The 19,891-nt window shown below is 71.2% G+C and carries 21 protein-coding genes; 8 read left to right on the top strand and 13 right to left on the bottom strand.

All coding sequences use genetic code 11. The features are described from left to right. Positions 1-3: 3 nt before the first annotated feature. From ACZ63I_RS21710 to ACZ63I_RS21700, 3 genes are all read right to left on the bottom strand, one after another. Positions 4-1,557, bottom strand: coding sequence for an ABC transporter substrate-binding protein (locus ACZ63I_RS21710; RefSeq protein ID WP_469340623.1), 1,554 nt, complete (start codon positions 1,555-1,557; stop codon positions 4-6). Positions 1,558-1,718: 161 nt separating this feature from the next. After that, positions 1,719-2,984: a metallophosphoesterase gene (locus ACZ63I_RS21705; protein WP_469340871.1), complete on the bottom strand. Its 1,266-nt coding sequence runs from the start codon at positions 2,982-2,984 to the stop codon at positions 1,719-1,721. Between the two features lie 179 nt (positions 2,985-3,163). Beyond that, on the bottom strand, positions 3,164-3,451 hold the full coding sequence (locus ACZ63I_RS21700; protein ID WP_469340622.1) for an SCO4848 family membrane protein: 288 nt from the start codon (positions 3,449-3,451) through the stop codon (positions 3,164-3,166). 79 nt (positions 3,452-3,530) lie between these two features. On the opposite strand from ACZ63I_RS21700, the gene ACZ63I_RS21695 reads away from it, so the two are divergent. Continuing rightward, a complete protein-coding gene (locus tag ACZ63I_RS21695; RefSeq protein WP_469340621.1) occupies positions 3,531-4,787 on the top strand; it encodes a D-alanyl-D-alanine carboxypeptidase family protein in 1,257 nt (418 codons plus the stop codon). Here ACZ63I_RS21695 and ACZ63I_RS21690 read toward each other — a convergent pair. After that, entirely contained in the window at positions 4,735-5,727 is a 993-nt protein-coding gene (locus tag ACZ63I_RS21690) for a YihY/virulence factor BrkB family protein (protein WP_469340620.1), read from the bottom strand. The two genes, ACZ63I_RS21695 and ACZ63I_RS21690, sit on opposite strands and share 53 nt — an antisense overlap. 183 nt (positions 5,728-5,910) lie before the next feature. On the opposite strand from ACZ63I_RS21690, the gene ACZ63I_RS21685 reads away from it, so the two are divergent. Continuing rightward, a complete protein-coding gene (locus ACZ63I_RS21685; protein WP_469340870.1) occupies positions 5,911-6,684 on the top strand; it encodes an SDR family NAD(P)-dependent oxidoreductase in 774 nt (257 codons plus the stop codon). Positions 6,685-6,705: 21 nt separating this feature from the next. Here ACZ63I_RS21685 and ACZ63I_RS21680 read toward each other — a convergent pair whose 3' ends face one another. Further along, positions 6,706-7,299 carry a 2'-5' RNA ligase family protein gene (locus ACZ63I_RS21680; RefSeq protein WP_469340619.1) on the bottom strand — a complete coding sequence of 198 codons (594 nt, stop codon included), beginning with the start codon at positions 7,297-7,299 and terminating at the stop codon, positions 6,706-6,708. 175 nt (positions 7,300-7,474) lie between these two features. Continuing rightward, positions 7,475-8,488, bottom strand: coding sequence for a tryptophan--tRNA ligase (gene trpS / locus ACZ63I_RS21675; protein ID WP_469340618.1), 1,014 nt, complete (start codon positions 8,486-8,488; stop codon positions 7,475-7,477). Positions 8,489-8,644: 156 nt separating this feature from the next. Between trpS and ACZ63I_RS21670 the strand changes: the two genes are divergently transcribed. The 3 genes from ACZ63I_RS21670 (at position 8,645) to ACZ63I_RS21660 (ending at position 10,939) form a co-directional block, all read left to right on the top strand. Continuing rightward, positions 8,645-9,265: an RNA polymerase sigma factor gene (locus ACZ63I_RS21670; RefSeq protein WP_469340617.1), complete on the top strand. Its 621-nt coding sequence runs from the start codon at positions 8,645-8,647 to the stop codon at positions 9,263-9,265. Continuing rightward, positions 9,262-10,116, top strand: a complete 855-nt coding sequence (locus tag ACZ63I_RS21665) for a hypothetical protein (protein WP_469340616.1) — start codon at positions 9,262-9,264, stop codon at positions 10,114-10,116. Before ACZ63I_RS21670 ends, ACZ63I_RS21665 begins: the two co-directional genes overlap by 4 nt. Positions 10,117-10,234: 118 nt before the next feature. Continuing rightward, entirely contained in the window at positions 10,235-10,939 is a 705-nt protein-coding gene (locus ACZ63I_RS21660) for a hypothetical protein (RefSeq protein WP_469340615.1), read from the top strand. A 16-nt stretch (positions 10,940-10,955) separates the two neighbouring features. Here ACZ63I_RS21660 and ACZ63I_RS21655 read toward each other — a convergent pair whose 3' ends face one another. Continuing rightward, complete coding sequence (locus ACZ63I_RS21655) at positions 10,956-12,224, bottom strand: serine hydroxymethyltransferase (protein WP_469340614.1); 1,269 nt, start codon at positions 12,222-12,224, stop codon at positions 10,956-10,958. Between the two features lie 261 nt (positions 12,225-12,485). On the opposite strand from ACZ63I_RS21655, the gene rocD reads away from it, so the two are divergent. Continuing rightward, entirely contained in the window at positions 12,486-13,691 is a 1,206-nt protein-coding gene (rocD, locus tag ACZ63I_RS21650; protein WP_469340613.1) for an ornithine--oxo-acid transaminase, read from the top strand. A gap of 87 nt (positions 13,692-13,778) precedes the next feature. On the opposite strand, the gene ACZ63I_RS21645 is transcribed toward rocD, so the two are convergent. After that, positions 13,779-14,171, bottom strand: coding sequence for a VOC family protein (locus ACZ63I_RS21645; protein ID WP_469340612.1), 393 nt, complete (start codon positions 14,169-14,171; stop codon positions 13,779-13,781). Between the two features lie 92 nt (positions 14,172-14,263). After that, a complete protein-coding gene (pdxR, locus tag ACZ63I_RS21640; protein WP_469340611.1) occupies positions 14,264-15,730 on the bottom strand; it encodes a MocR-like pyridoxine biosynthesis transcription factor PdxR in 1,467 nt (488 codons plus the stop codon). A 47-nt stretch (positions 15,731-15,777) separates the two neighbouring features. Here pdxR and ACZ63I_RS21635 point away from each other — a divergent pair, with 47 nt between their 5' ends. Further along, complete coding sequence (locus ACZ63I_RS21635; RefSeq protein WP_469340610.1) at positions 15,778-16,314, top strand: carboxymuconolactone decarboxylase family protein; 537 nt, start codon at positions 15,778-15,780, stop codon at positions 16,312-16,314. Positions 16,315-16,328: 14 nt separating this feature from the next. After that, complete coding sequence (locus ACZ63I_RS21630) at positions 16,329-17,042, top strand: isocitrate lyase/PEP mutase family protein (RefSeq protein ID WP_469340609.1); 714 nt, start codon at positions 16,329-16,331, stop codon at positions 17,040-17,042. A gap of 165 nt (positions 17,043-17,207) precedes the next feature. Here the strand turns inward: ACZ63I_RS21630 and ACZ63I_RS21625 are convergent, their stop codons facing one another. The 4 genes from ACZ63I_RS21625 to ACZ63I_RS21610 all read right to left on the bottom strand — a co-directional run bounded on the left by ACZ63I_RS21625 (position 17,208) and on the right by ACZ63I_RS21610 (position 19,605). Next, on the bottom strand, positions 17,208-17,684 hold the full coding sequence (locus ACZ63I_RS21625; protein WP_241778484.1) for a DUF5990 family protein: 477 nt from the start codon (positions 17,682-17,684) through the stop codon (positions 17,208-17,210). 52 nt (positions 17,685-17,736) lie between these two features. Continuing rightward, the gene (locus ACZ63I_RS21620; RefSeq protein WP_469340608.1) at positions 17,737-18,255 is read right to left on the bottom strand and encodes a hypothetical protein; all 519 of its coding nucleotides are present in this window, start codon (positions 18,253-18,255) and stop codon (positions 17,737-17,739) included. Then, complete coding sequence (locus ACZ63I_RS21615) at positions 18,252-18,500, bottom strand: helix-turn-helix transcriptional regulator (RefSeq protein WP_041985404.1); 249 nt, start codon at positions 18,498-18,500, stop codon at positions 18,252-18,254. The genes ACZ63I_RS21620 and ACZ63I_RS21615 overlap by 4 nt, the downstream gene beginning before the upstream one ends. A gap of 115 nt (positions 18,501-18,615) precedes the next feature. Next, positions 18,616-19,605, bottom strand: a complete 990-nt coding sequence (locus ACZ63I_RS21610; RefSeq protein ID WP_469340607.1) for a malate dehydrogenase — start codon at positions 19,603-19,605, stop codon at positions 18,616-18,618. Positions 19,606-19,891 lie beyond the last annotated feature (286 nt).

The raw sequence follows: 19,891 nt of genomic DNA, 5'->3' as shown, positions 1-19,891 counted from the left end.
GGGTCAGATCCAGCCCAGCTCCCACAGCCGCCAGATGCCGGTGCCGTCCGAGAGGTACTGGGCGCCCGTGACATCGGCGCTGCTCAGGACGTAGTCCTTCTTCTGCCACAGCGGCACCACCGGCACGTCCTGCGCGACCACCTGCTGGAGCTGCTTGAAGTCGTCGGCCGCCTGTCCCCGCTCGGCGAACTGCTGCGTGGCCTTGATCAGTTCGTCGACACGGTTGCTCTGGTAGCCGCCCTGCAGCGCGCTGTCGGCGCCGACCAGCGGCGCGATGAAGTTGTCGGGGTCGGGGAAGTCAGGCAGCCAGCCGACCGTGTACGCGTCGAACTCGCCCTTGGCGTAGTCCTTCTGGAAGGTCGTCCACGGCTTGCCGATGGTCTTCACCTTGAAGAGCCCGGTCGCTTCGAGCTGCTTGCGCAGTTCGGCGGCCTCGGGTCCCGCCGTGCCGCCGGGCGCGTAACCGAGCGAGAACTCGACGGGTGTCGGGATCCCGGCGTCCGCCAGCAACTGCCTCGCCTTGTCGGCGCTCGGCTCGGGGAACTCGTCGAAGAAGGCCGTGCTGTGCGAGGTGATGCCCTGCGGCACGAGCGAGTAGAGCGGGTCGACCGTCGAGTCGAAGACGTTCGTGACGATCTTGTCCCGGTCGACGGCGGCGGCGATGGCCTTGCGCACCGGCAGTTGGGACATCGGTGAGCCCTCGCGCACGTTGAAGACGAGGTTGCGGATCTCGGCGCTGTCCGCCTCGTTCATCCGGATGTCGTCCGCGCTGGTGTCGAGGCCGGCGATCACGGCGGGCGGCATCTGCCGGTGCGTGACGTCGAGCTTCTTGGCCTGCCACGCCTTGGCGAGGTCGGCGGAGGTCTTGAAGTAGCGGATGTCCACCGGGCCGCCGGTCTCGCCGATCGCCCCGTGGTACGAGGGGTTGGGCGCGAGGCGGACGCGGAAGCCGTCGTCGTACGACTTGATGACGTAGGGCCCCGAGCCGTCGGCGCTGTGGTCCGTACGGAGCCTGTCCGCCGGGTACTCGCTGTGGTCGACGATGGCGCCCGCCCCGGTCGCGATCTTCAGCGGGAACGTGGCGTCGCGTGAGCGGAGATGGAAGGTGACCGTCTGGCCCTTGGCCTCGGTCGACTTCAGGGTGCTGAAGAGCGGCAGCGGACCCTGGTCGCTCTTGATCGCGGCGACCCGGTCGACGGAGAACTTGACGTCCTCGGCGGTGAGTTTGTGGCCGTTGGCGAAGGTGATGTCGTCGCGCACCTCGCACCGGTAGGTCATCAGACCCGAGCCCACGAAGTCGCACTTCTCGGCGGCGTCGGGCACCGGTGTGACCGAACTGGGTTTGAACGTCAGCAGCGATTGGTAGATGTTGCCGAAGAGTGCCCAGGAGCCGGCGTCGTAGGCCCCCGCCGGGTCGAGCGAGGTGACGACGTCCGTCGTGCCGACGGTGATCACTTTCTGCCCCGAGTTGTCGGACGGGAGCAGTTGCCACCCGCCCACACCGACTATCGCCAGTACGACGCATGTGATGAGTATCCGAAGACGGATCGACCGCATTTTGTTGTGCCCCTCTGTCACACGCCCACCCCTGACCGTGATGGCGCTCACCCAATCACACGGACTTCACATGGGGAAGGGAAAACAGAGGTGTCCCGCACAACGGTCAGGTCACTGAAACCTCTTCGCGGCAGTTGGCTGAAAATCGACGATCCGGGCGGTCATGCCTGCCGGGACGCCAGCTCGACCACGGTGATGTCGGAGGGCGCGCCGACCCGTACCGGCGGGCCCCAGGCGCCCGCGCCGCGCGACACGTACAACTGGGTGTCGCCGTACCGTTCGAGCCCCGCGACGGTGGGGTTGGCGAGCCGGGCGACAAGGTTGCCCGGCCAGAGCTGACCGCCGTGCGTGTGGCCGGAAAGTTGCAGGTCCACGCCGTGGTCCACGGCCTCGTCGATAACGATGGGCTGGTGCGCGAGGAGCACGGCGGCCCTGGCCGGGTCGCGGTCGCCGAGCGCCTTGTCGAAGTCGGGGCCCTGCCCCTCGCTCTCGCCGCCCACGTCGTTGACGCCCGCCAGGTCGAACCCGGCGATCTCCACCCGGTCGTTCTCCAGCGGGTGCAGGCCCAGTTCGCGTACGTGCGCGACCCAGGCGGCGGCGCCCGAGTAGTACTCGTGGTTGCCGGTGACGAAGAACGAGCCGTGCCGCGCCTGGAGTCCGGCGAGCGGTTCGGCCGCCGGGCCCAGGTCCTCGACGCTGCCGTCGACCAGGTCGCCGACGACGGCGATCAGATCGGGGTTCGTGGCGTTGATGGTGTCGACGACGCGCTGCGTGTGCGAGCGGCCGAGGATCGGCCCGAGGTGGATGTCGCTGACCACGGCGATCCGGAACCCGTGCGCGGCGCGCGGCAGTTTGGCGAGCGGTACGGTCACGCGCTTGACGCGCGGGCCGCGCAGCACGCCGTACGTCCCGTAGCCGACGGTGCCGAGGGCCGCGGCGGTCGCCGCGCCGCCGACGACACGGGCGACGAAGAGGCGGCGTGAGGGAACGGTGGCGGTCGCTGTGGCGAGGCTTCCTGACGGTGCGTCAGCTTCCGGGAGGCCGCGCGCTGCCTCTGAGCCGGACTCGGCCGGCGGGACCGGCTCGGCCCCGCTCCCCCCGCGTGCCGACTCCCGGCGCGCCGAATCCCGCCGCGCCAACAGTCGCCGCAGCAACGGCCGTACGACTTCGCCGACCGCGAGCGCCAGCAGCAGGTAGAGCAGGACGGCGAGCCACAGATACCCCGGCCAGGCGAGTACGCGCTGGAGCAGGAACGGCGCCCCCGACCGGCCCACGCCCAGCGCGGCGAAGGCCAGTACCGGCATGAGCACGGCGACGGCCGTACCGGCCCGGCGCCAGCCGCTGCCGTCGGCCGTAGTGTCGCGGACCAGCCGCCGCCACAGGTACCAGTGGGCCGCACCCACCACAGCGACAGCCAGCAGCACCATCAAGACGGCCAACACGATCACGAACGGCTCCTGCCCCAGTCGGCCGCGCCGCGCGACGCACCCCGTCGGGACAGTGTGCCGGGCGCCCGCCGGAGCACGGACGGCGGGCCGTGGTCAGCGGCGGCCTGCGGTCAGCGGCGGTCGTGGTCAGCCATGGTCGCGGTCAGCGGCGACCGCGGTCAGGGCACGTGCGTCGTTTCCGGTTCCGGCTGTGGCTCGTTCTCGTCCCGTTCGCGCCGCAGGGTGCGCACACTACGGAACCCGATGACCCCGATCGCCGTCCCCAGTACAAAGGACGCGACAGCCAGCAGCAGATGCACCCAGAAGTAGGCGGTCGGATCGCCCGCCTCGTCGAAGGCGAGTCCGCTGCCGTCCTGCCAGAGATTCTTTGCGAAGGTGATCCAGATCCACCAGCTCCAGACTCCGAAGGCGAGCAGGAACCAGGAGACGCGGCGGCTGAGCTTCATGGACCCAGTATCGCCGCCGGTCCCCGGTGCGAAGAGGCTGGGGTGGGGATCCATGGGCGGGGCATGTACGTTCTGGTGCGTGTCCGCTCTGAAAAAGACCGCCCTGACGGTCGTCTCCGCCGCGTTGCTGCCCGTTCTGACCGCCGCGCCCTCCTGGGCGGACGGCAAGCAGCCCCAGCCGCCCGCCTCGATGTCGAGCGTCGGCGGGACGAGGCTCGCCATGGCGGGCACGCAGGTGGATCTCGGACTCGGTGCGCCCGTCCTGCCCAAGAAGCTGTCGGGGCGGTCCTGGATCGTCGCGGACGCCGAGTCGGGCGACGTACTGGCCGCGCACAACCCGCACTGGCGGCTGGCGCCGGCCTCCACGCTCAAGATGCTCTTCGCGGACACGCTGCTGCCGAAGATGCCCAGCACCGAGCAGCACAAGGTGGCGCCCGCCGATCTGGCCGGCATGGGCGAGGGCAGCAGCCTGGTCGGGGTGAAGGAGAATCTCACCTATTCGGTCCATGACCTGTGGCTGGGTGTCTTCCTGCGCTCCGGCAACGACGCGGTGCACGTGCTGTCCGCCATGAACGGCGGCGTCAAGAAGACCGTCCAGGACATGCAGGCGCACGCCGACGAGTTGCAGGCCCTGGACACCAACGTCGTCTCGCCGGACGGGTACGACGAGCCGAGCCAGCTCTCCAGTGCCTACGACCTGACGCTGTTCGCCAGGTCGGGGCTGCAGAACAAGGACTTCCGCGCGTACTGCTCGACGGCGACGGCCAAGTTCCCCGGCGAGATGGTGAAGCCCAAGAAGGGCAAGAAGCCGAGCAAGAAGCGCTCGACCTTCGAGATCCAGAACACCAACAAGCTGCTCACCGGCGCCGGCGGCGTCAGCCCGTACCAGGGCCTCGCCGGGGTGAAGAACGGCAACACCACGCACGCCGGCGCCACCTTCACCGGAGTCGCCGAGCGCAACGGCAAGGTGCTGCTGGTCACCGTCATGAACCCGTCGTCGGACGAGAACCAGGCGGTGTACGAGGAGGCGGGGAGGCTGCTGGACTGGGGCTTCGCCTCGGCCGGCAAGGTGACGCCGATCGGCAAGCTCGTACCGCCGAAGTCGGCGAAGACCGGTACCCAGCAGGCGGGCGGCAAGCCCAGCGCCGCCGCGAAGCCCTCGCCCGACGCCGGTGCACGGGCCAACGCCTCGGCCGACGTTTCGGACGGTTCGAGCGGCGTCGGTATCGCGCTCTCCATCACGGCGGGCGCGCTGATCGTGCTGGCTGCCGCCGCCTATCTCGTCAACCGGCGCTGGCCGCTGCCGGACCTGGTCCGTCGCCGTTCGCGTCCCTGACCTGCCCGGCCCGCTCTTCCGCCGCCCGCTCCCGCTCCTCTTCGTGCTCCCGCTCCTGTTCCCGCTCCGCCGCGCGCTCCTTCTCCTGCTCCTTGCTGGGGGTGGCCGTCCAGGCGGCGCAGAACAGGAGCAGCTTCGCCATGAAGTTGATCCACAGCAGCAGCGCGACGGGCACCCCGAACGCGCCGTACATGGACTTCGAAGCGACGCCCTTCATATAGCCGCCGAGCAGCAGCTTGAGCAGTTCGAAGCCGATGGCGCCGAGCAGGGCGGCGACCGCGAGCCTGCGCCGCTCGGGCTTCACGCGCGGCAGCAGCGTCAGCACGTACAGCAGGATCAGGAAGTCGGCGACGGCGGCGACGGCGATCGCCGCGACCTGGAGCAGCACCCCGCCTGCGCCGCCTTCGGGGATGCCGAGCTTGTCGGCCGTCCAGCCGACGGCGGTCGAGCCGAACCCTGAGGCGCCGAGCGAGGCGAGGCCGACGGCGCCGAGGCCGAACAGGACCAGCGCGTCCTTGCCCTTGAGGACGATCGGATTGCCCTCGGGGCTGTCGTCCAGCTCCCAGACGGCCCGCAGGCATTCGCGCATGGAGCCGACCCAGCCGATACCGGTGAACAGCAGCAGCGCGCCCGCGATCAGCCCGACCGTGCCCGCGTTGGCGACGAGCGTGTCGATGTTGAGCTGGTCGGAGATGCCGGGCACCTGCTTGGAGATGCTGTTCTGCACCCGGTCGAGCTGCCCCTGGCTGAGCAGCGCCGCGCCGATCGCGGCGCCCACGGTGATCAGCGGGAAGAGCGCCAGGAAGCTGATGAAGGTGATGGCGGCGGCGAGTCTGGCCCAGTGGACCCGGTCGAGTGTCTCGTACGACCGCCACGCGTGCGTCTGCATCAGCCGGGCCACGAAGGGGCCGATGACGGGGAGCTTTTTCAGCCAGTCCATGGAAGGAGATTTACCCCCGAATCGGAAGTCCAGCGGTTACATCTCGGCCCCTCTCGGCCGACGGACACCGTCGGGCCCTGTCAGCCACCCATTCATACGCGCCGGATGGCGAAGGCGACAAATTATGAGGTATAGGGCGATACGGTCACCTTCATGTCTGTCTTGACGAAGGAGCACAGCCCGATGAAGGACGCCTTCGGTTCCCCGCGGTCCCTGCTCGTCCTCGGCGGCACGTCGGAGATCGGACTCGCGACGGCGCGCCGGCTGATCACCCGCGGGGTCCGTACGGTCTGGCTCGCCGGCCGGCCCTGCGCGGGGCTGGAGAGCGCGGCGGGGGCGCTGCGGGGGCTGCACGCGGACCTGGACGTCCGTACGGTCGCCTTCGACGCGCTGGAGACGGACGCGCACGAGGAGGCGCTGGGCAAGGTGTTCGCCGAGGGCGACATCGATCTGGTGCTGCTGGCCTTCGGGGTCCTCGGCGACCAGGCGCGCGACGAGGCGGCGCCGCTCGCGGCCGTGCGGGTCGCGCAGACGAACTACACCGGGGCGGTCTCGGCGGCGCTGGTGTGCGGGGCGGCGCTCCAGGCGCAGGGGCGCGGTTCGCTGGTGGTGCTGACGGCGGCGGCCGGCGAGCGGGCCAGGCGGACGGACTTCATCCACGGGTCGAGCAAGGCGGGCCTGGACGCGTTCACGCAGGGACTCGGCGACGCCATGTACGGCACGGGCGTGCACGTGATGATCGTCAGGCCCGGGTTCGTCCGGTCGAGGATGACGGCCGGCCGGCCGGCCGGGCCCGTGGAGGCGCTGGTGACGACCACGCCCGGGGCGGTCGCGACGGCGGTGGAGCTGGGGCTGCGGCGGCGCTCGGAGACGGTGTGGGTGCCGGGGGCGGCGCGGGTGGTGATGTCGGCGCTGCGGCATCTGCCGAGGGCGCTGTTCCGCAACCTGCCGCTCTGAGGCGAGCCCCGCCCGGCGCGCCTAAGGCCGCAGGGAGGAGGCGGGGTGGTCGCGCGGGCTGCTCTGCGAGGGCACCCCGCGCGTCTCGCCGCCGCCGCCGAACGCGTACTCGTGCAGCTTGCGCCACACGCCGTCGGTGCCCTGCTCGTAGAGCGCGAACGAGGTGCAGCTCCACTGCGCGCCGTACTCGGCCAGCTCCTCGTAGGCGCGGTCCATGGCGTCGTCGGCGATGCCGTGCGCCACGGTGACATGCGGGTGGTACGGGAACTGCAGTTCCCGTACCAGGGGCCCCGAGGCGTCCCTGACCCGCTTCTGGAGCCAGCTACAGGCCGAAACGCCTTCGACGACCTGGATGAAGACGACCGGCGAGAGCGGACGGAAGGTGCCGGTACCGGAGAGCCGCATCGGGAAGGGCCTGCTGGCCGCCGCGACGGCGGCGAGATGCGCCTCGACGGCCGGCAGCGACGCGTGGTCGACCTCCGTCGGCGGGAGGAGCGTGACATGGGTGGGGATGGCGTGCGCCGCGGGATCACCGAAGCCCGCACGCTGCTCCTGGAGCAGACTGCCGTACGGCTCCGGGACCGCGATCGAAACGCCGAGCGTTACGGTCCCCACGTCGTTCTCCTCACTTGATGCGCCACTCGCACCACTCGCACCGTGTGCACGTCGTCTACCGCTTCGCCGGTCATCTGATATGCCCGGCGCCGTCCGCCAGTGTGACTCGCCGCCGCCGCGCTTACCAGCGTGCCCGGTCGCCGGACCGGGTGCTCAGGGCCCGCTCGGTGCCCGCTCAGTGCTTGGCGGGCAGCAGGCCGATGCGGTCGTACGCCTGCGCCAGGGTCTCCGCCGCGACCGTACGGGCCTTGTCAGCGCCTTCCGCGAGGATCGAGTCCAGCGTCTCCGGGTCGTCCAGATACTCCTGGGTGCGGGTCCTGAACGGTGTGACGAAATCAACGACGATGTCCGCGAGGTCCGTCTTCAGCGCACCGTAGCCCTTGCCCGCGTACGCGGTCTCCAGATCCTGGATTCCGGTGCCGGTGAGCGTGGAGTAGATGGTGAGCAGATTGCTGATGCCGGGCTTCTCCGCGGCGTCGAAGACGATCTCCGAGCCGGTGTCGGTGACGGCGCTCTTGATCTTCTTCGCCGTGACCTTCGGGTCGTCCAGCAGATTGACCAGGCCCTTGGGCGTGGACGCCGACTTGCTCATCTTGATCGTCGGGTCCTGGAGGTCGAAGACCTTCCCGACCTCCTTGACGATGTACGGCGCCGGCACCGTGAACGTCTGACCGAAGCGGGTGTTGAACCGCTCGGCGAGATCGCGCGTCAGCTCGACATGCTGCCGCTGGTCCTCCCCGACGGGCACGGCGTCGGCCTGGTACAGCAGGATGTCGGCGACCTGCAGGATCGGATACGTGAACAGCCCGACCGTGGACCGGTCGGCCCCCTGCTTGGCCGACTTGTCCTTGAACTGCGTCATCCGGGACGCCTCACCGAAGCCGGTGAGGCAGTTCATCACCCAGCCGAGCTGGGCGTGCTCGGGCACATGGCTCTGCACGAACAGCGTGCACCGCCGAGGATCGAGCCCGGCGGCGAGAAGCTGGGCGACAGCGAGCCGCGTATTGGCCCGCAACTCGGCGGGAACCTGCGGAACCGTGATCGCGTGCAGGTCGACGACCATGTAGAAGGCGTCGTGGGATTCTTGCAGCGCCACATACTGGCGGATCGCCCCGAGGTAGTTCCCGAGATGGAACGAACCTGCGGTGGGCTGGATACCGGAGAGCGCGCGGGGACGGTCAGAGGGCATGTTCACCATTCTCTCAGGTACGGCGGACAACTCGGGTCCGGTCCCGGGGTGCGGCCCCGGCGACGGTCCGCGAACGTCCGCGAACAGAACGCGGCGACGGGACCCCGGGACCGGACCGAGGTGGAACCGATCTTCGGTGACCGGTGTATCAAAGGCGTGAGGACACGGGAGGGGACCCGGGAGGGGGGCCGCATCCTGACGGCTGCGGATGAGGCGGCGGTGATCGCCCGGGTGCGCTCCGGAGAGCCGGAGGCGTATGCGGAGCTGGTCCGCGCCCATACGGGCGTCGCGCTGCGGGCCGCTGTCGCCTGCGGGGCGGGGGCCGACGCCGAGGATGTGGTGCAGGCCGCGTTCTTCAAGGCGTACCGGGCGCTGGGGAAGTTCAAGGACGGTGCGCTGTTTCGCCCCTGGTTACTGCGGATTGTCGTGAATGAGACAAGGAATATGGTGCGCTCGACGGTCCGGCTCCGGGCCGCCGCCGGGCGGGAGGCGTCGCTGCTGCGCGCGGAGCCGGTGATACCCGAGTCGGCTGACCCGGCGGTCGCGGCGCTGGCGGAGGAGCGGCGTGCGCTCCTGGTGGCGGCGTTGGAGGAGCTGAGCGAGACGCAGCGGCAGGTCGTGACGTACCGGTATCTGCTGGAGCTGGACGAGGCGGAGACGGCGGAGGCCCTGGGCTGGCCGCGTGGCACGGTCAAGTCCCGGCTGAATCGGGCGCTGCGGAAGCTGAGCCGGATCGTGGCGGTGCCTGAGGGGCCGGAGGGGGGTGCCCGCACGTGACTGACGGCGGTAGCGAGGAGCGGTTGCGGGAGGAGCGACTGCCTGAGGAGCTGCGCGCGCTGGGGCGCGGTGCGGACGTCCCGTCGGTGGACGGCGCGTCGATGGCGGAGCGGGTGCTGGCGCAGTTGCTGGCCGAAGCCGTGCCGGTACCGGTCGTGGAGCCACCCGGGCGGTGGGCTCGGCTGCGGGATCGGCTGCGTGGGCAGCGGCGAGTCCTCGCTGCGGCGCTCTCCGGGTTGCTGGTGGTACTGGTGCTGACCCCGCCGGTACGAGCCGCCGTGGCCGACTGGTTCGACTTCGGCGGGGTGCGCGTGCGGTACGACCCGTCGGCGAGTCCGCGGCCGGGTGCGGAGGTGCCGGGATGCGGCCGGCCGGGAGGCCGGTCCGTGGGCTTGGCGGAGGCCGCGCGGAGCGCGGGGATCGCCCCGCGTATGCCGGCGGAGCTGGGTGCGCCGGACGCGGTGTCCCTGTCCCCGGCCTCCGGATCCGGGGGCGTGCTCAGCCTCTGCTGGCGGGAGGAGGGGCGGACGGTTCGACTGGACGAGTTCGGCGCGTGGCTGGACATCGGGTTCGTGAAGCAGGTCCAGGTTCCGCCGCGATGGGTGGAGTTGAGCGGCGCCCGTACAGGGCTCTGGTTCGAGCAGCCGCATCTGCTGCGCTTCCGGCTGCTCGGCGGCAACGGCGTCACCTGGACGGAGTCCGTGCGTACGGCGGGCCCCACGCTGCTGTGGGAGGAGCGCGGGCCGGACGGCGGCACGGAAGGCGATGTGCAGGACGGCGCCGTCACCCTGCGACTGGAGGGGGTGGCCTCGCCTGCGCGGGCGAAGTCCATCGCGGAATCGGTGCGTTGAGAGCGGAACCGGCCGGACTTGGGCGGTGTACAGAAGGTGACGCGGAGGCGGTGCGGACGGTCCGTGCGGCGCCTCGGCCGCGTCGGCAGGGGGAGAGATGCGACGGCCGGATGTGCAAATGGCCCGATGGCCGATGGTGCTCGTGGCGGTGCTGGCGCTGTCCTGGGCCTTCGCGCCGGGCGCGGTGGCGGGCGGCCCGACCAGCGTGCTGGTGGTCTCGCCGGAGAGTGAGGAGACGGCCGCTCTCTACTTCAGCGGTGCGGACTATCCGAAGCTGCTGGAGCAACTGGCGGGGCCTGGCGCCTTGGTGGGCGATTCGGCCCTGAAGGGGCAGCGGGAGCGGCCGTTCTCGATCGGCGGCAGGGCCGCGGAACGGCAGATCAATGTGACCTGGATGGTCCATGACATGACGCCCTGGCGGGTGGACCAGGTGTACATCACGCCGGGTGACCCGACGGTCTGGATATTCTCCGCCACCGAACTGTCGAGCGCCCGGGGCGGTGTGTGGCACAAGGCGGACCACCCGGCCCGGTTGCAGGGCCTGTTGACGGAGATCGGAGTGATGGGGAAGGAAACGCCCGACGGCGCTCCGGGCGTACCGTTCTCGTCCTCCTCGTGGGGGCGGGCGGCGCGGCCGGAGGCGCCTGCGCCCGGCACGGACGGCGGCTGGGGTCCGTGGTGGTGGGCGATACCCGGTGTCGCGGCAGGTGTGGTGCTCGGCCTGCTGCTGCGCCGGCAGCTCCCGCGGCTGCCGCGCCCACCGTTCGGGCGGAGCGGCGAGCCGCAGGAGAACGGGCCGCGTCAGCAGCTACTGGAGCTGTGAGCGGCGGGTTGTCCGGTCAGACGGGCAGGCCCGGGGCGGGGAAATCCTTCATGAGGGCGGCCACCTCGGTGCGGATCTTGGCCAGGGTGTCCTCGTCGCCCGCGCCGGCCGCCGTGACGCCGCGGTCGATCCAGTCGGCCACCGTGGGCATGTGGTGCGTGTCCAGGCCGCGTGAGGTGAGGGACGGGGTGCCGATGCGCAGGCCCGAGGGGTCGAAGGGCTTCCTCCGGTCGTACGGGACGGCGTTGTGGTTGACGACGAGGCCCGCGCGGTCGAGGGCCTTGGCCGCGAGTTTGCCCGGGACGTCCTTGGGGGTGAGGTCCAGCAGGATCAGGTGGTTGTCGGTGCCGCCGGAGACCAGGTCGAAGCCGCGCTCCAGCAGCGCCTCGGCGAGGGCCTTGGCGTTGGCGACGACGGACCGGGCGTACGCGGGGAAGGAGGGCAGGGCGGCCTCGTGGAGGGCGACGGCGATGGCGGCGGTGGTCTGGTTGTGCGGGCCGCCCTGGAGGCCGGGGAAGACGGCCTTGTCGATGGCCTTCGCATGGGATTCGCGCGACAGGAGCATCGCGCCGCGCGGGCCGCGCAGGGTCTTGTGGGTGGTCGTGGAGATCACGTCCGCGTGCGGCACGGGCGAGGGGTGCGCGCCGCCGACGATCAGCCCGGCGATATGGGCGACGTCGGCGACGAGTACGGCGCCGCACTCCCGCGCGATCTCACCGAAGGCCGCGAAGTCGATGGTGCGCGGGACGGCCGTACCGCCGCAGAAGATGATCTTGGGGCGCTCCTTGAGCGCCAGGTCGCGCACCTCGTCGAAGTCGATCCGGCCGGTGTCGGCGCGCACGCCGTACTGGACGCCCCGGAACCAGGTGCCGGTGGCCGAGACACCCCAGCCGTGGGTGAGATGGCCGCCCATGGGCAGCGCCATCCCCATCACGGTGTCGCCCGGCTCGGCGAAGGCCAGATAGACGGCGAGGTTGGCGGGAGACCCCGAGTAGGGCTGGACGTTGGCGTGCTCGACGCCGAACAGGGCCTTGGCGCGGGCGACGGCGAGCCGTTCGACCTGGTCGATGACCTGCTGGCCCTCGTAGTAGCGGCGGCCGGGGTAGCCCTCGCTGTACTTGTTCTGCAGGACCGTGCCGGACGCTTCGAGCACGGCGGCCGAGACGTAGTTCTCGCTGGCGATCAGCCGGAGCGTCTCGGCCTGGAGCCGTTCCTCCGCGCCGACCAGCGCGGCCAGTTCGGGGTCGGCGGCGGACAGGGCGGGGTGGTGCGGGGGCAGGGTCATGGCGTCCTCCCGGGACGACTCGGTGCTGCTCGGTCGTGGTCCCGGGGCGCCCAGGCGGGCGGCGCCTCGTGCGGTCGTGCCCGCACGGCTCCCCCGCGGTCCGTTCCGCGCTCGCCAGTCGCCGTGCCCGCCCAGGGTAGGGGCTCCCCCGCCCGATCATGTGGACGGTGACGTTTTTTCTCCACAGGTCTTCGCGGCGAGAGAAACTGGGGTATGTACCCGCCCACGCAGGACACCTTGTCCCGATCGAACGGAGAACGCGTGCCGACAACGGAGAGCGCCATCGCCTCGGCGGAGGCCCACAGTGCGCACAACTACCACCCGCTGCCCGTCGTCGTCGCTTCGGCCGAGGGGGCCTGGATGACCGACGTCGAGGGGCGGCGCTTCCTCGACATGCTCGCCGGGTATTCCGCGCTCAACTTCGGCCACGGCAACCGCCGGCTCATCGAGGCGGCCAAGGCGCAGTTGGAGCGGGTGACGCTCACCTCGCGGGCGTTCCACCACGACCGGTTCGCCGATTTCTGCACCCAGCTCGCCGAGTTGTGCGGCATGGAGATGGTGCTGCCGATGAACACCGGGGCCGAGGCGGTGGAGACGGCGGTGAAGGCCGCCAGGAAGTGGGGGTACCGCGTCAAGGGCGTGCCGGACGGCCAGGCGAAGATCGTCGTCGCGGCCGGCAACTTCCACGGCCGTACGACGACGGTCATCAGCTTCTCCACGGACCCGGAGGCGCGGGCCGACTACGGCCCGTACACGCCGGGGTTCGAGATCGTGCCGTACGGCGATCTGGCCGCGCTCGAAGCGGCGGTGACCGACAACACCGTCGCCGTGCTGCTGGAGCCGATCCAGGGCGAGGCCGGGGTGCTGGTGCCGCCGGCCGGCTATCTCGCCGGGGTACGGGAGCTGACCCGCGCGCGCGACGTGCTCTTCGTGGCTGACGAGATCCAGTCGGGGCTCGGCAGGACGGGCAAGACCTTCGCCTGCGAGCACGAGGGGGTCGTGCCCGACATGTATCTGCTCGGCAAGGCGCTGGGCGGCGGGGTGGTCCCGGTGTCCGCCGTCGTGTCGTCGGCCGCGGTGCTCGGGGTCTTCCGGCCGGGGGAGCACGGCTCGACCTTCGGCGGCAATCCGCTGGCCTGCGCGGTGGCCCTTGAGGTCATCGCGATGCTGCGGACCGGGGAGTTCCAGCAGCACGCGGCGGAGCTGGGCGACCATCTCCACCACGAACTGGGGCTGCTGGTGGGCGGCGGCGCCGTCGAGGCGGTGCGCGGCCGGGGCCTGTGGGCCGGGGTCGACGTCGTACCGTCGCACGGCACGGGCCGGCAGATCTCCGAGCGGCTGATGGAGCGCGGTGTGCTGGTGAAGGACACCCACGGCTCCACCATCCGGATCGCCCCGCCGCTGGTGATCAGCAAGGAGGACCTGGACTGGGGTCTTGACCAACTGCGCGGTGTGCTCAGCGAGTAGGCCGTACGCCGCCGCCCCGCCCCCGGGCGAACCGGGGGCGGGGGGCAGGGCAGGGGCAGGGAGAGGGCAGGGGCAGGGGGCGGCGGTTCAGCTCACCGGACCGCTGCCGTACGGCCGGGTGATGGCTTCCATGCCGTGGCCCGCCGGGTCGAGGAAGTACACGCCCCGGCCGCCGTCGTGATGGTTGATCTCGCCGGGCTGCTTCATGTGCGGATCGGCGTAGTACGTGAGCCCGGCGTCCTGGATCCGCCGGAAGATCCCGTCGAACTCCCGCTCCGTGACGAGGAACGCGTAGTGCTGCATGACGATGGACCCGGCCGGGACGGTCGCGAAGTCCAGGGTGACGCCGTTGCTGAGTTCGAGGGGGACGAACGGGCCCCAGGTGTCCCCGGCCTTCAGGCCGAGGATGCCCGCCAGGAATTCGGCGGATGCCCGGTTGTCCCGGGCGTGGACGATGGTGTGGTTCAACTGGATCGACACTGTGGAATGCCTCCGTAAGGCAAACTCACGGGCACCTCCATGCCTCACCCGGTCGGTGACCGGCACGCGATGCCGTCCGGCAATCCTAAAGGTCAGTCCTGGACAGGGTCCGGCAGTACGCGGCACAGCGCGTCGAGCGCGCCCGCCCAGGCGCTGTCGCTCGGCGTCCCGTACCCGATCACCAGCCCGTCCGCCGCCGGCAGCGGCACCCGCCTGCCGGGCCCCGCCTCCGGGTGGCGGTGGCGGCTCAGCCCGTCCACGGCGAGACCCTGCCAGGTGGCGGCCTCGACCACGGCGCGTTCGGTGCCCGGCGGGAGTTCCAGTACGGCGTGCAGCCCCGCGGCGATGCCGCGCACCGGGATGCCCGGGTTGCGCTCGGCCAGCGCCTCGACGAACTGGTCGCGGCGGCGCCGGTAGCGCAGCCGGGCGGCGCGCACATGCCGGTCGTAGCCGCCCGAGCCCATGAACTCGGCGAGCGTGAGCTGCTCCAGCGCGCTCGACGCCCAGTCGCTCCCCTTGGCCGCGACCACCTCGGCGACGAGTTCCTGCGGCAGCACCATCCAGCCCAGCCGCAGCCCCGGCGCGAGCGCCTTGCTCGCCGTGCCGAGGTACACCACCCGCTCCGGATCGAGGCCCTGGAGCGCGCCCACCGGCTGGCGGTCGTAGCGGAACTCGCCGTCGTAGTCGTCCTCCAGAATCAGTCCGCCGGTGGCGCGCGCCCAGTCGACGGCGGCGGCGCGCCGGTCGGGATGGAGCGCGACGCCGGTCGGGTACTGGTGCGCGGGCGTGAGCAGTACGGCGCCCGCGCCGGGCACATCGGCCAGCTCCCCCGTACGGGCGCCGTGCCCGTCGAGGGCCAGCGGCGGGGTGCGCAGCCCGGCCTGGGTGAGCAGGTCGCGGTGCTCGCCGAAGCCGTACGCCTCGACGGCGACGGCCCGCACCTTGCGCGCCTTGAGCACCCGGCCGAGCAGCATCAGCCCGTGCACGAAGCCCGAGCAGACGACGACCCGGTCCGGGTCCGCGTAGACCCCGCGGGCCCGCGCCAGATAGTCGGCGAGGACGGTGCGCAGTTCGATACGGCCGCGCGGATCCCCGTACCCGAACGCGTCGTCGGGCGCTTCGGTCAGCGCGCGGCGGGCCGCCTTGAGCCACTGGGCCCGGGGAAAGGCGGCGAGGTCGGGCCTGCCGGACATCAGGTTGTACGTGACCTTGCGGCTGACCGGCCGGGTCGTACGCGCCGTCCTGGCCGGCCTGCGCGGCGCCGCCCGCCGGGCGACCTGGGTCCCCGAGCCCTGCTGCGCGGTGAGCCAGCCCTCCGCGACGAGTTCGGCGTACGCGTCGGCGACGGTGTTGCGGGCGATCCCCAGGTCGGCGGCGAGCGAGCGGGACGACGGCAGCCGGGTGCCCGGGGTCAGCCGGCCGCTGCGTACCGCCTCGCGCAGGGCGTCCATCAGCCCGGCCCGCAGGCCGCCGCCGCGCAGCTCCAGATGCAGATCGGCACCGAAGGCGGTTCCACCGGCCGTTCCACCGGCCGTGCCACTGGCCCAGGAATCTGTCATGAAAGTGGACCATACCGCTGCGCCACCGGGCGCGTAGCTTCGTACCCATGACCACGAGCGAAGCAGGGCACACAGCGCCAGCCACTACGGCGGCTACGACGGACGACCGGCTCCCCGAACACACCCCCCGGCTCAATCTCGCGAAGCTCGTCCCCGACTTCTACAAGGCGATGGTCCGGCTGGAGGCGGCGACCGGTCGGGACATCGATCCGGCGCTGCACCACCTGATCAAGATCCGGGCCTCGCAGCTCAACCACTGCGCGTTCTGCCTCGACATGCACACCAAGGACGCCATCGCCTCGGGCGAGTCCGTCGAGCGGATCATCCAGCTCGGCGCCTGGGCGGAGTCGCAGCACTTCTACACCGCCAAGGAGGTCGCCGCGCTGGAGCTGACCGAGGCGGTCACCGTCCTGACCGACGGCTTCGTGCCGGACGCCGTCTACGAGAAGGCGGCGCTGCACCTCGACGAGACGGAACTGGCGCAGGTCATCGCCGCGATCACGGTGATCAACGCCTGGAACAGGCTCGGCGTCTCCGCCCGCCTCGTGCCGGGCCACCACGTGCCCGCAGCGCACACCCACTGAGCCGGAGCCGCCCGATGACCGCCGCCCTCTTCCGCGCCCTGCACCACGACCGTGCCCCCGGCGACCCGCTGGTCCTGCCCGGCCCGTGGGACGCGGGCAGCGCGCGCGTCTTCGCCGACGCGGGCTTCCCCGCGCTCGCCACCCCGAGCGCGGGGGTCGCCGCGTCCCTCGGGTACGAGGACGGCTCGACCCCGCCGGACGAGATGTTCGCCGCGGTGACCAGGATCGTACGGGCCGTCTCCGTACCCGTGTCGGCGGACGTCGAAGGCGGTTACGGCCTCTCCGCCGGGGAGTTGGTGGCCCGGGTGCTCGGTACGGGCGCGGTCGGCTGCAACCTGGAGGACTCGACGGCCGCCGGTATGAACGACCCGCAGGCGCACGCCGACTGGCTGGCGGAGGTACGGGCGGAGGCGGGCGACGCGCTGTTCGTCAACGCCCGCGTCGACACCTTCATCCACGGCTCGGGGGACCTGGCCGACGCCGTCGCCCGCGCCCGGCTCTATGTCGCGGCGGGCGCCGACTGCGTCTATCCGATCGGCGTACCGCCGCAGAGCCTGCCGGCACTGCGGGCCGGTGTCGAAGGTCCCGTCAACACGGCCGCAGGACCAGACGGACCGTCGGTGGCGGAGCTCGGCCGGCTCGGCGCGACCAGGATCACCTACGGCCCCGGCCTCCAGCGCCGCGCGATGGCGGCCGTCGCCGAGATCGCGGCGGGACTGCGGGGCTGAGCCAGGGCTGCGGGGCTGACCGACCGTCGGGGGGCGGCTCGGTCGGTCCCGCCGCAGCACGCGGTTTGACGGCCTGACGGCCTGTCGGCTCGGCGGCAACGAAAAAGCCGAGCCGCCCCCCGGCGGCTCGGCCGATCAGTTCGTACGAAACGTCAGCGTGGGACATCAGCGTGGTGTCGCGGTCCAGGCCACCAGGGGCGGCCGGACGGCGCCGCACAGCGGGTGGCCCGCGCCGTCGGTGAGGCGCAGCTTCGCCGTCAGGCAGCCGGTGCGGGTCGCCGCCTCGACGGTCCGGGGCGGCACCGCGGCGAACATCAGCTTCGCCCGGCGGAACATCGTGAAGAGTCCCGCGTCGTCGAGGGTCCCCCAGGACAGGTACACGAACCGCCCGCCGAGCCGGTTCTGCACATAGCGCCCCGTGATGTCGATGCCGGTGTCCGAGGCCGCCGCGGCGCACTCCAGCGTCCAGGCCACCGAACGGGCGTCGCCCGGCTGCGGATCGAGCACCTCGCCCGGCTGGTCCTTGCGCTGCACCCCGACATGGACGTTGTCGACCGCGTCGAAGGTGGGCCCGGGACCGATGGTGCGTCCCGGCAGGGCGGTGGCCTCGATACGGATCAGCATCACGCCATCATCGTCCATCTGCCGTTCGTACGGAGTCAGTCGTCGGTCGTCCCGCGCCGACCGTCCCGCGTCAGTCGTCCGCCGGGTCGTCCCTGACCAGCAGGCCGGCCGTCCACAGCGGCATCATCCAGTGCACGACGAAGACGCCGACCAGGACCGGCACGAGCGCCGCCTCCACCTCCACGTCCCTGATCCGGCCGACGGCCAGCACCACGAGGGCGGCGGCTGCGACCAGCAGCGAGGTCGTCCGGTGGGAGCGGGCGAGCACCTGGTCGCGCTCGACGCGCTGCCGCTCGTCCAGGACGCGGGCGCGCAGCTCCAGCAGGCCGCGGGTGGCCGCGTTGATGAGCCCGGTGGCGAGGCACCACGGCAGCAGGACGCCGAGGGTCACGAAGAGCGGCCACCGCGCCTCGGTGAAGACACCGGCGATCCAGGCACCGGCCCCGACGGCGGTCAGCGCGATGTGCGCGCCGACGACCAGGCGCCTGCGGCCGGTCGTCGCGTAAAGGCCCCGCCCCTCGGGCCTGTTCATCAGTGCCCGCATGCGCCGGTCGTAGCGCGTGGGGCCTGACATCTCGCGTGCGTTCATCGCTGCTTCCTCCCGTAGACCTCGTCCGTGAGCGGGCTGAACGGCTCCAGGGAGAAGAGGGCTTCGACCGGCAGACCGAAGAACTCCGCGATCCGCAGGGCCAGATCGAGGCTGGGGTTGTACTGGCCCCGCTCGATGTACCCGACCGTCTGGTAGTGCACCCCGACGGCTTCCGCCAACTGTTGTCTGGACACTTTTCGCTCCGCCCTGACAACCGCCATTCTGTTGTGCACGTGCTCGCTCATGTATAAGAAGTACTACATTCGATCGCAGGGGCGCAACAGTGCGGGCAGCGAAAAGCCCCGACCCATCAGATGGGCCGGGGCTTCTCAGAAGCTGACAGGTGTCAGGTGTCAGATGTCAGATCAGGCCGAGCTCGCGCACCGCGTCGCGCTCCTCCTGGAGCTCCTTCACCGACGCGTCGATCCGCGCCCGCGAGAAGTCGTTGACCGACAGGCCCTGGACGATCTCGTAGGCGCCGTCCTTCGTGGTGACGGGGAAGGACGAGATGATGCCCTCGGGCACGCCGTACGAGCCGTCGGAGACGATGCCCATGGACGTCCAGTCACCGTCGGCCGTGCCGTTGACCCAGGTGTGCACGTGGTCGATCGCCGCGTTGGCCGCGGACGCGGCGGACGAGGCGCCACGGGCCTCGATGATCGCGGCGCCGCGCTTGGCGACGGTCGGGATGAACGTGTCGGCCAGCCACGCCTCGTCGTTGACGGTCTCGGCCGCGTTCTTGCCGGCGATCTCCGCGTGGAAGATGTCCGGGTACTGGGTGGCGGAGTGGTTGCCCCAGATCGTCAGCCGCTTGATGTCGGAGACGGCGGCGCCGGTCTTCCGCGCGAGCTGCGAGATGGCGCGGTTGTGGTCCAGGCGCGTCATGGCGGTGAAGCGCTCGGCCGGTACGTCGGGGGCGGCGGCCTGCGCGATGAGCGCGTTGGTGTTGGCCGGGTTGCCGACGACGAGCACCTTGATGTCGTCGGCCGCGTTGTCGTTGATGGCCTTGCCCTGCGGCTTGAAGATGCCGCCGTTGGCCGAGAGGAGGTCGCCGCGCTCCATGCCCTTGGTACGGGGGCGGGCGCCGACGAGCAGGGCCACGTTCGCGCCGTCGAAGGCGACGTTCGGGTCGTCCGTGATCTCGATGCCGCCGAGCAGCGGGAAGGCGCAGTCGTCGAGTTCCATCGCGGTGCCCTCCGCCGCCTTGAGACCCTGCGGGATCTCCAGGAGACGCAGTTTGACCGGCACGTCCGCGCCGAGCAGGTGACCGGAGGCGATGCGGAAGAGCAGCGCGTAGCCGATCTGGCCGGCCGCGCCGGTGACGGTGACATTCACGGGAGTGCGGGTCATGGCGGTCTCCGTAATACATCTGGCGGTGGGGGTCCCTGCCCCTGGTGCGGGACGTCCCGGCGCCGCCAGGAGTCCGGTTCCGGGTCGCGGATCCGAATCTTGACGTGAAGAGACATCCGGCGGTCAGGCTATCGGACCCAGGACCCCCAGCCGCTCCGGCCCCTTGTGGCACGCCTCACGGACTTGCCGCACAGCCCGGCATCCGCCTCACCCTCGTGTCCCACTTCCGTTGCGCACGGATCACACGGTGGCGGAATGGTCACCTCCGTGCCACAGCGAGCAGGCA

Source organism: Streptomyces sp. NPDC087906, from assembly GCF_055584925.1.
Note: the sequence above shows the minus strand (reverse complement) of the source record. Positions and strands in the feature narration are given on the sequence as shown.

What these genes read in the sequence shown, in the direction of transcription:
- ACZ63I_RS21710 (WP_469340623.1), bottom strand. Translation starts at nt 1,557, where the DNA reads ATGCGGTCGATCCGTCTTCGGATACTCATCACATGCGTCGTACTGGCG.
- trpS (WP_469340618.1), bottom strand. Translation starts at nt 8,488, where the DNA reads ATGCCCTCTGACCGTCCCCGCGCGCTCTCCGGTATCCAGCCCACCGCA.
- ACZ63I_RS21705 (WP_469340871.1), bottom strand. Translation starts at nt 2,984, where the DNA reads ATGGTGCTGCTGGCTGTCGCTGTGGTGGGTGCGGCCCACTGGTACCTG.
- ACZ63I_RS21625 (WP_241778484.1), bottom strand. Translation starts at nt 17,684, where the DNA reads ATGGACGATGATGGCGTGATGCTGATCCGTATCGAGGCCACCGCCCTG.
- ACZ63I_RS21620 (WP_469340608.1), bottom strand. Translation starts at nt 18,255, where the DNA reads ATGAACGCACGCGAGATGTCAGGCCCCACGCGCTACGACCGGCGCATG.
- pdxR (WP_469340611.1), bottom strand. Translation starts at nt 15,730, where the DNA reads ATGACAGATTCCTGGGCCAGTGGCACGGCCGGTGGAACGGCCGGTGGA.
- ACZ63I_RS21635 (WP_469340610.1), top strand. Translation starts at nt 15,778, where the DNA reads ATGACCACGAGCGAAGCAGGGCACACAGCGCCAGCCACTACGGCGGCT.
- ACZ63I_RS21630 (WP_469340609.1), top strand. Translation starts at nt 16,329, where the DNA reads ATGACCGCCGCCCTCTTCCGCGCCCTGCACCACGACCGTGCCCCCGGC.
- ACZ63I_RS21655 (WP_469340614.1), bottom strand. Translation starts at nt 12,224, where the DNA reads ATGACCCTGCCCCCGCACCACCCCGCCCTGTCCGCCGCCGACCCCGAA.
- ACZ63I_RS21690 (WP_469340620.1), bottom strand. Translation starts at nt 5,727, where the DNA reads ATGGACTGGCTGAAAAAGCTCCCCGTCATCGGCCCCTTCGTGGCCCGG.
- ACZ63I_RS21610 (WP_469340607.1), bottom strand. Translation starts at nt 19,605, where the DNA reads ATGACCCGCACTCCCGTGAATGTCACCGTCACCGGCGCGGCCGGCCAG.
- ACZ63I_RS21615 (WP_041985404.1), bottom strand. Translation starts at nt 18,500, where the DNA reads ATGAGCGAGCACGTGCACAACAGAATGGCGGTTGTCAGGGCGGAGCGA.
- ACZ63I_RS21700 (WP_469340622.1), bottom strand. Translation starts at nt 3,451, where the DNA reads ATGAAGCTCAGCCGCCGCGTCTCCTGGTTCCTGCTCGCCTTCGGAGTC.
- ACZ63I_RS21685 (WP_469340870.1), top strand. Translation starts at nt 5,911, where the DNA reads ATGAAGGACGCCTTCGGTTCCCCGCGGTCCCTGCTCGTCCTCGGCGGC.
- ACZ63I_RS21660 (WP_469340615.1), top strand. Translation starts at nt 10,235, where the DNA reads ATGGCCCGATGGCCGATGGTGCTCGTGGCGGTGCTGGCGCTGTCCTGG.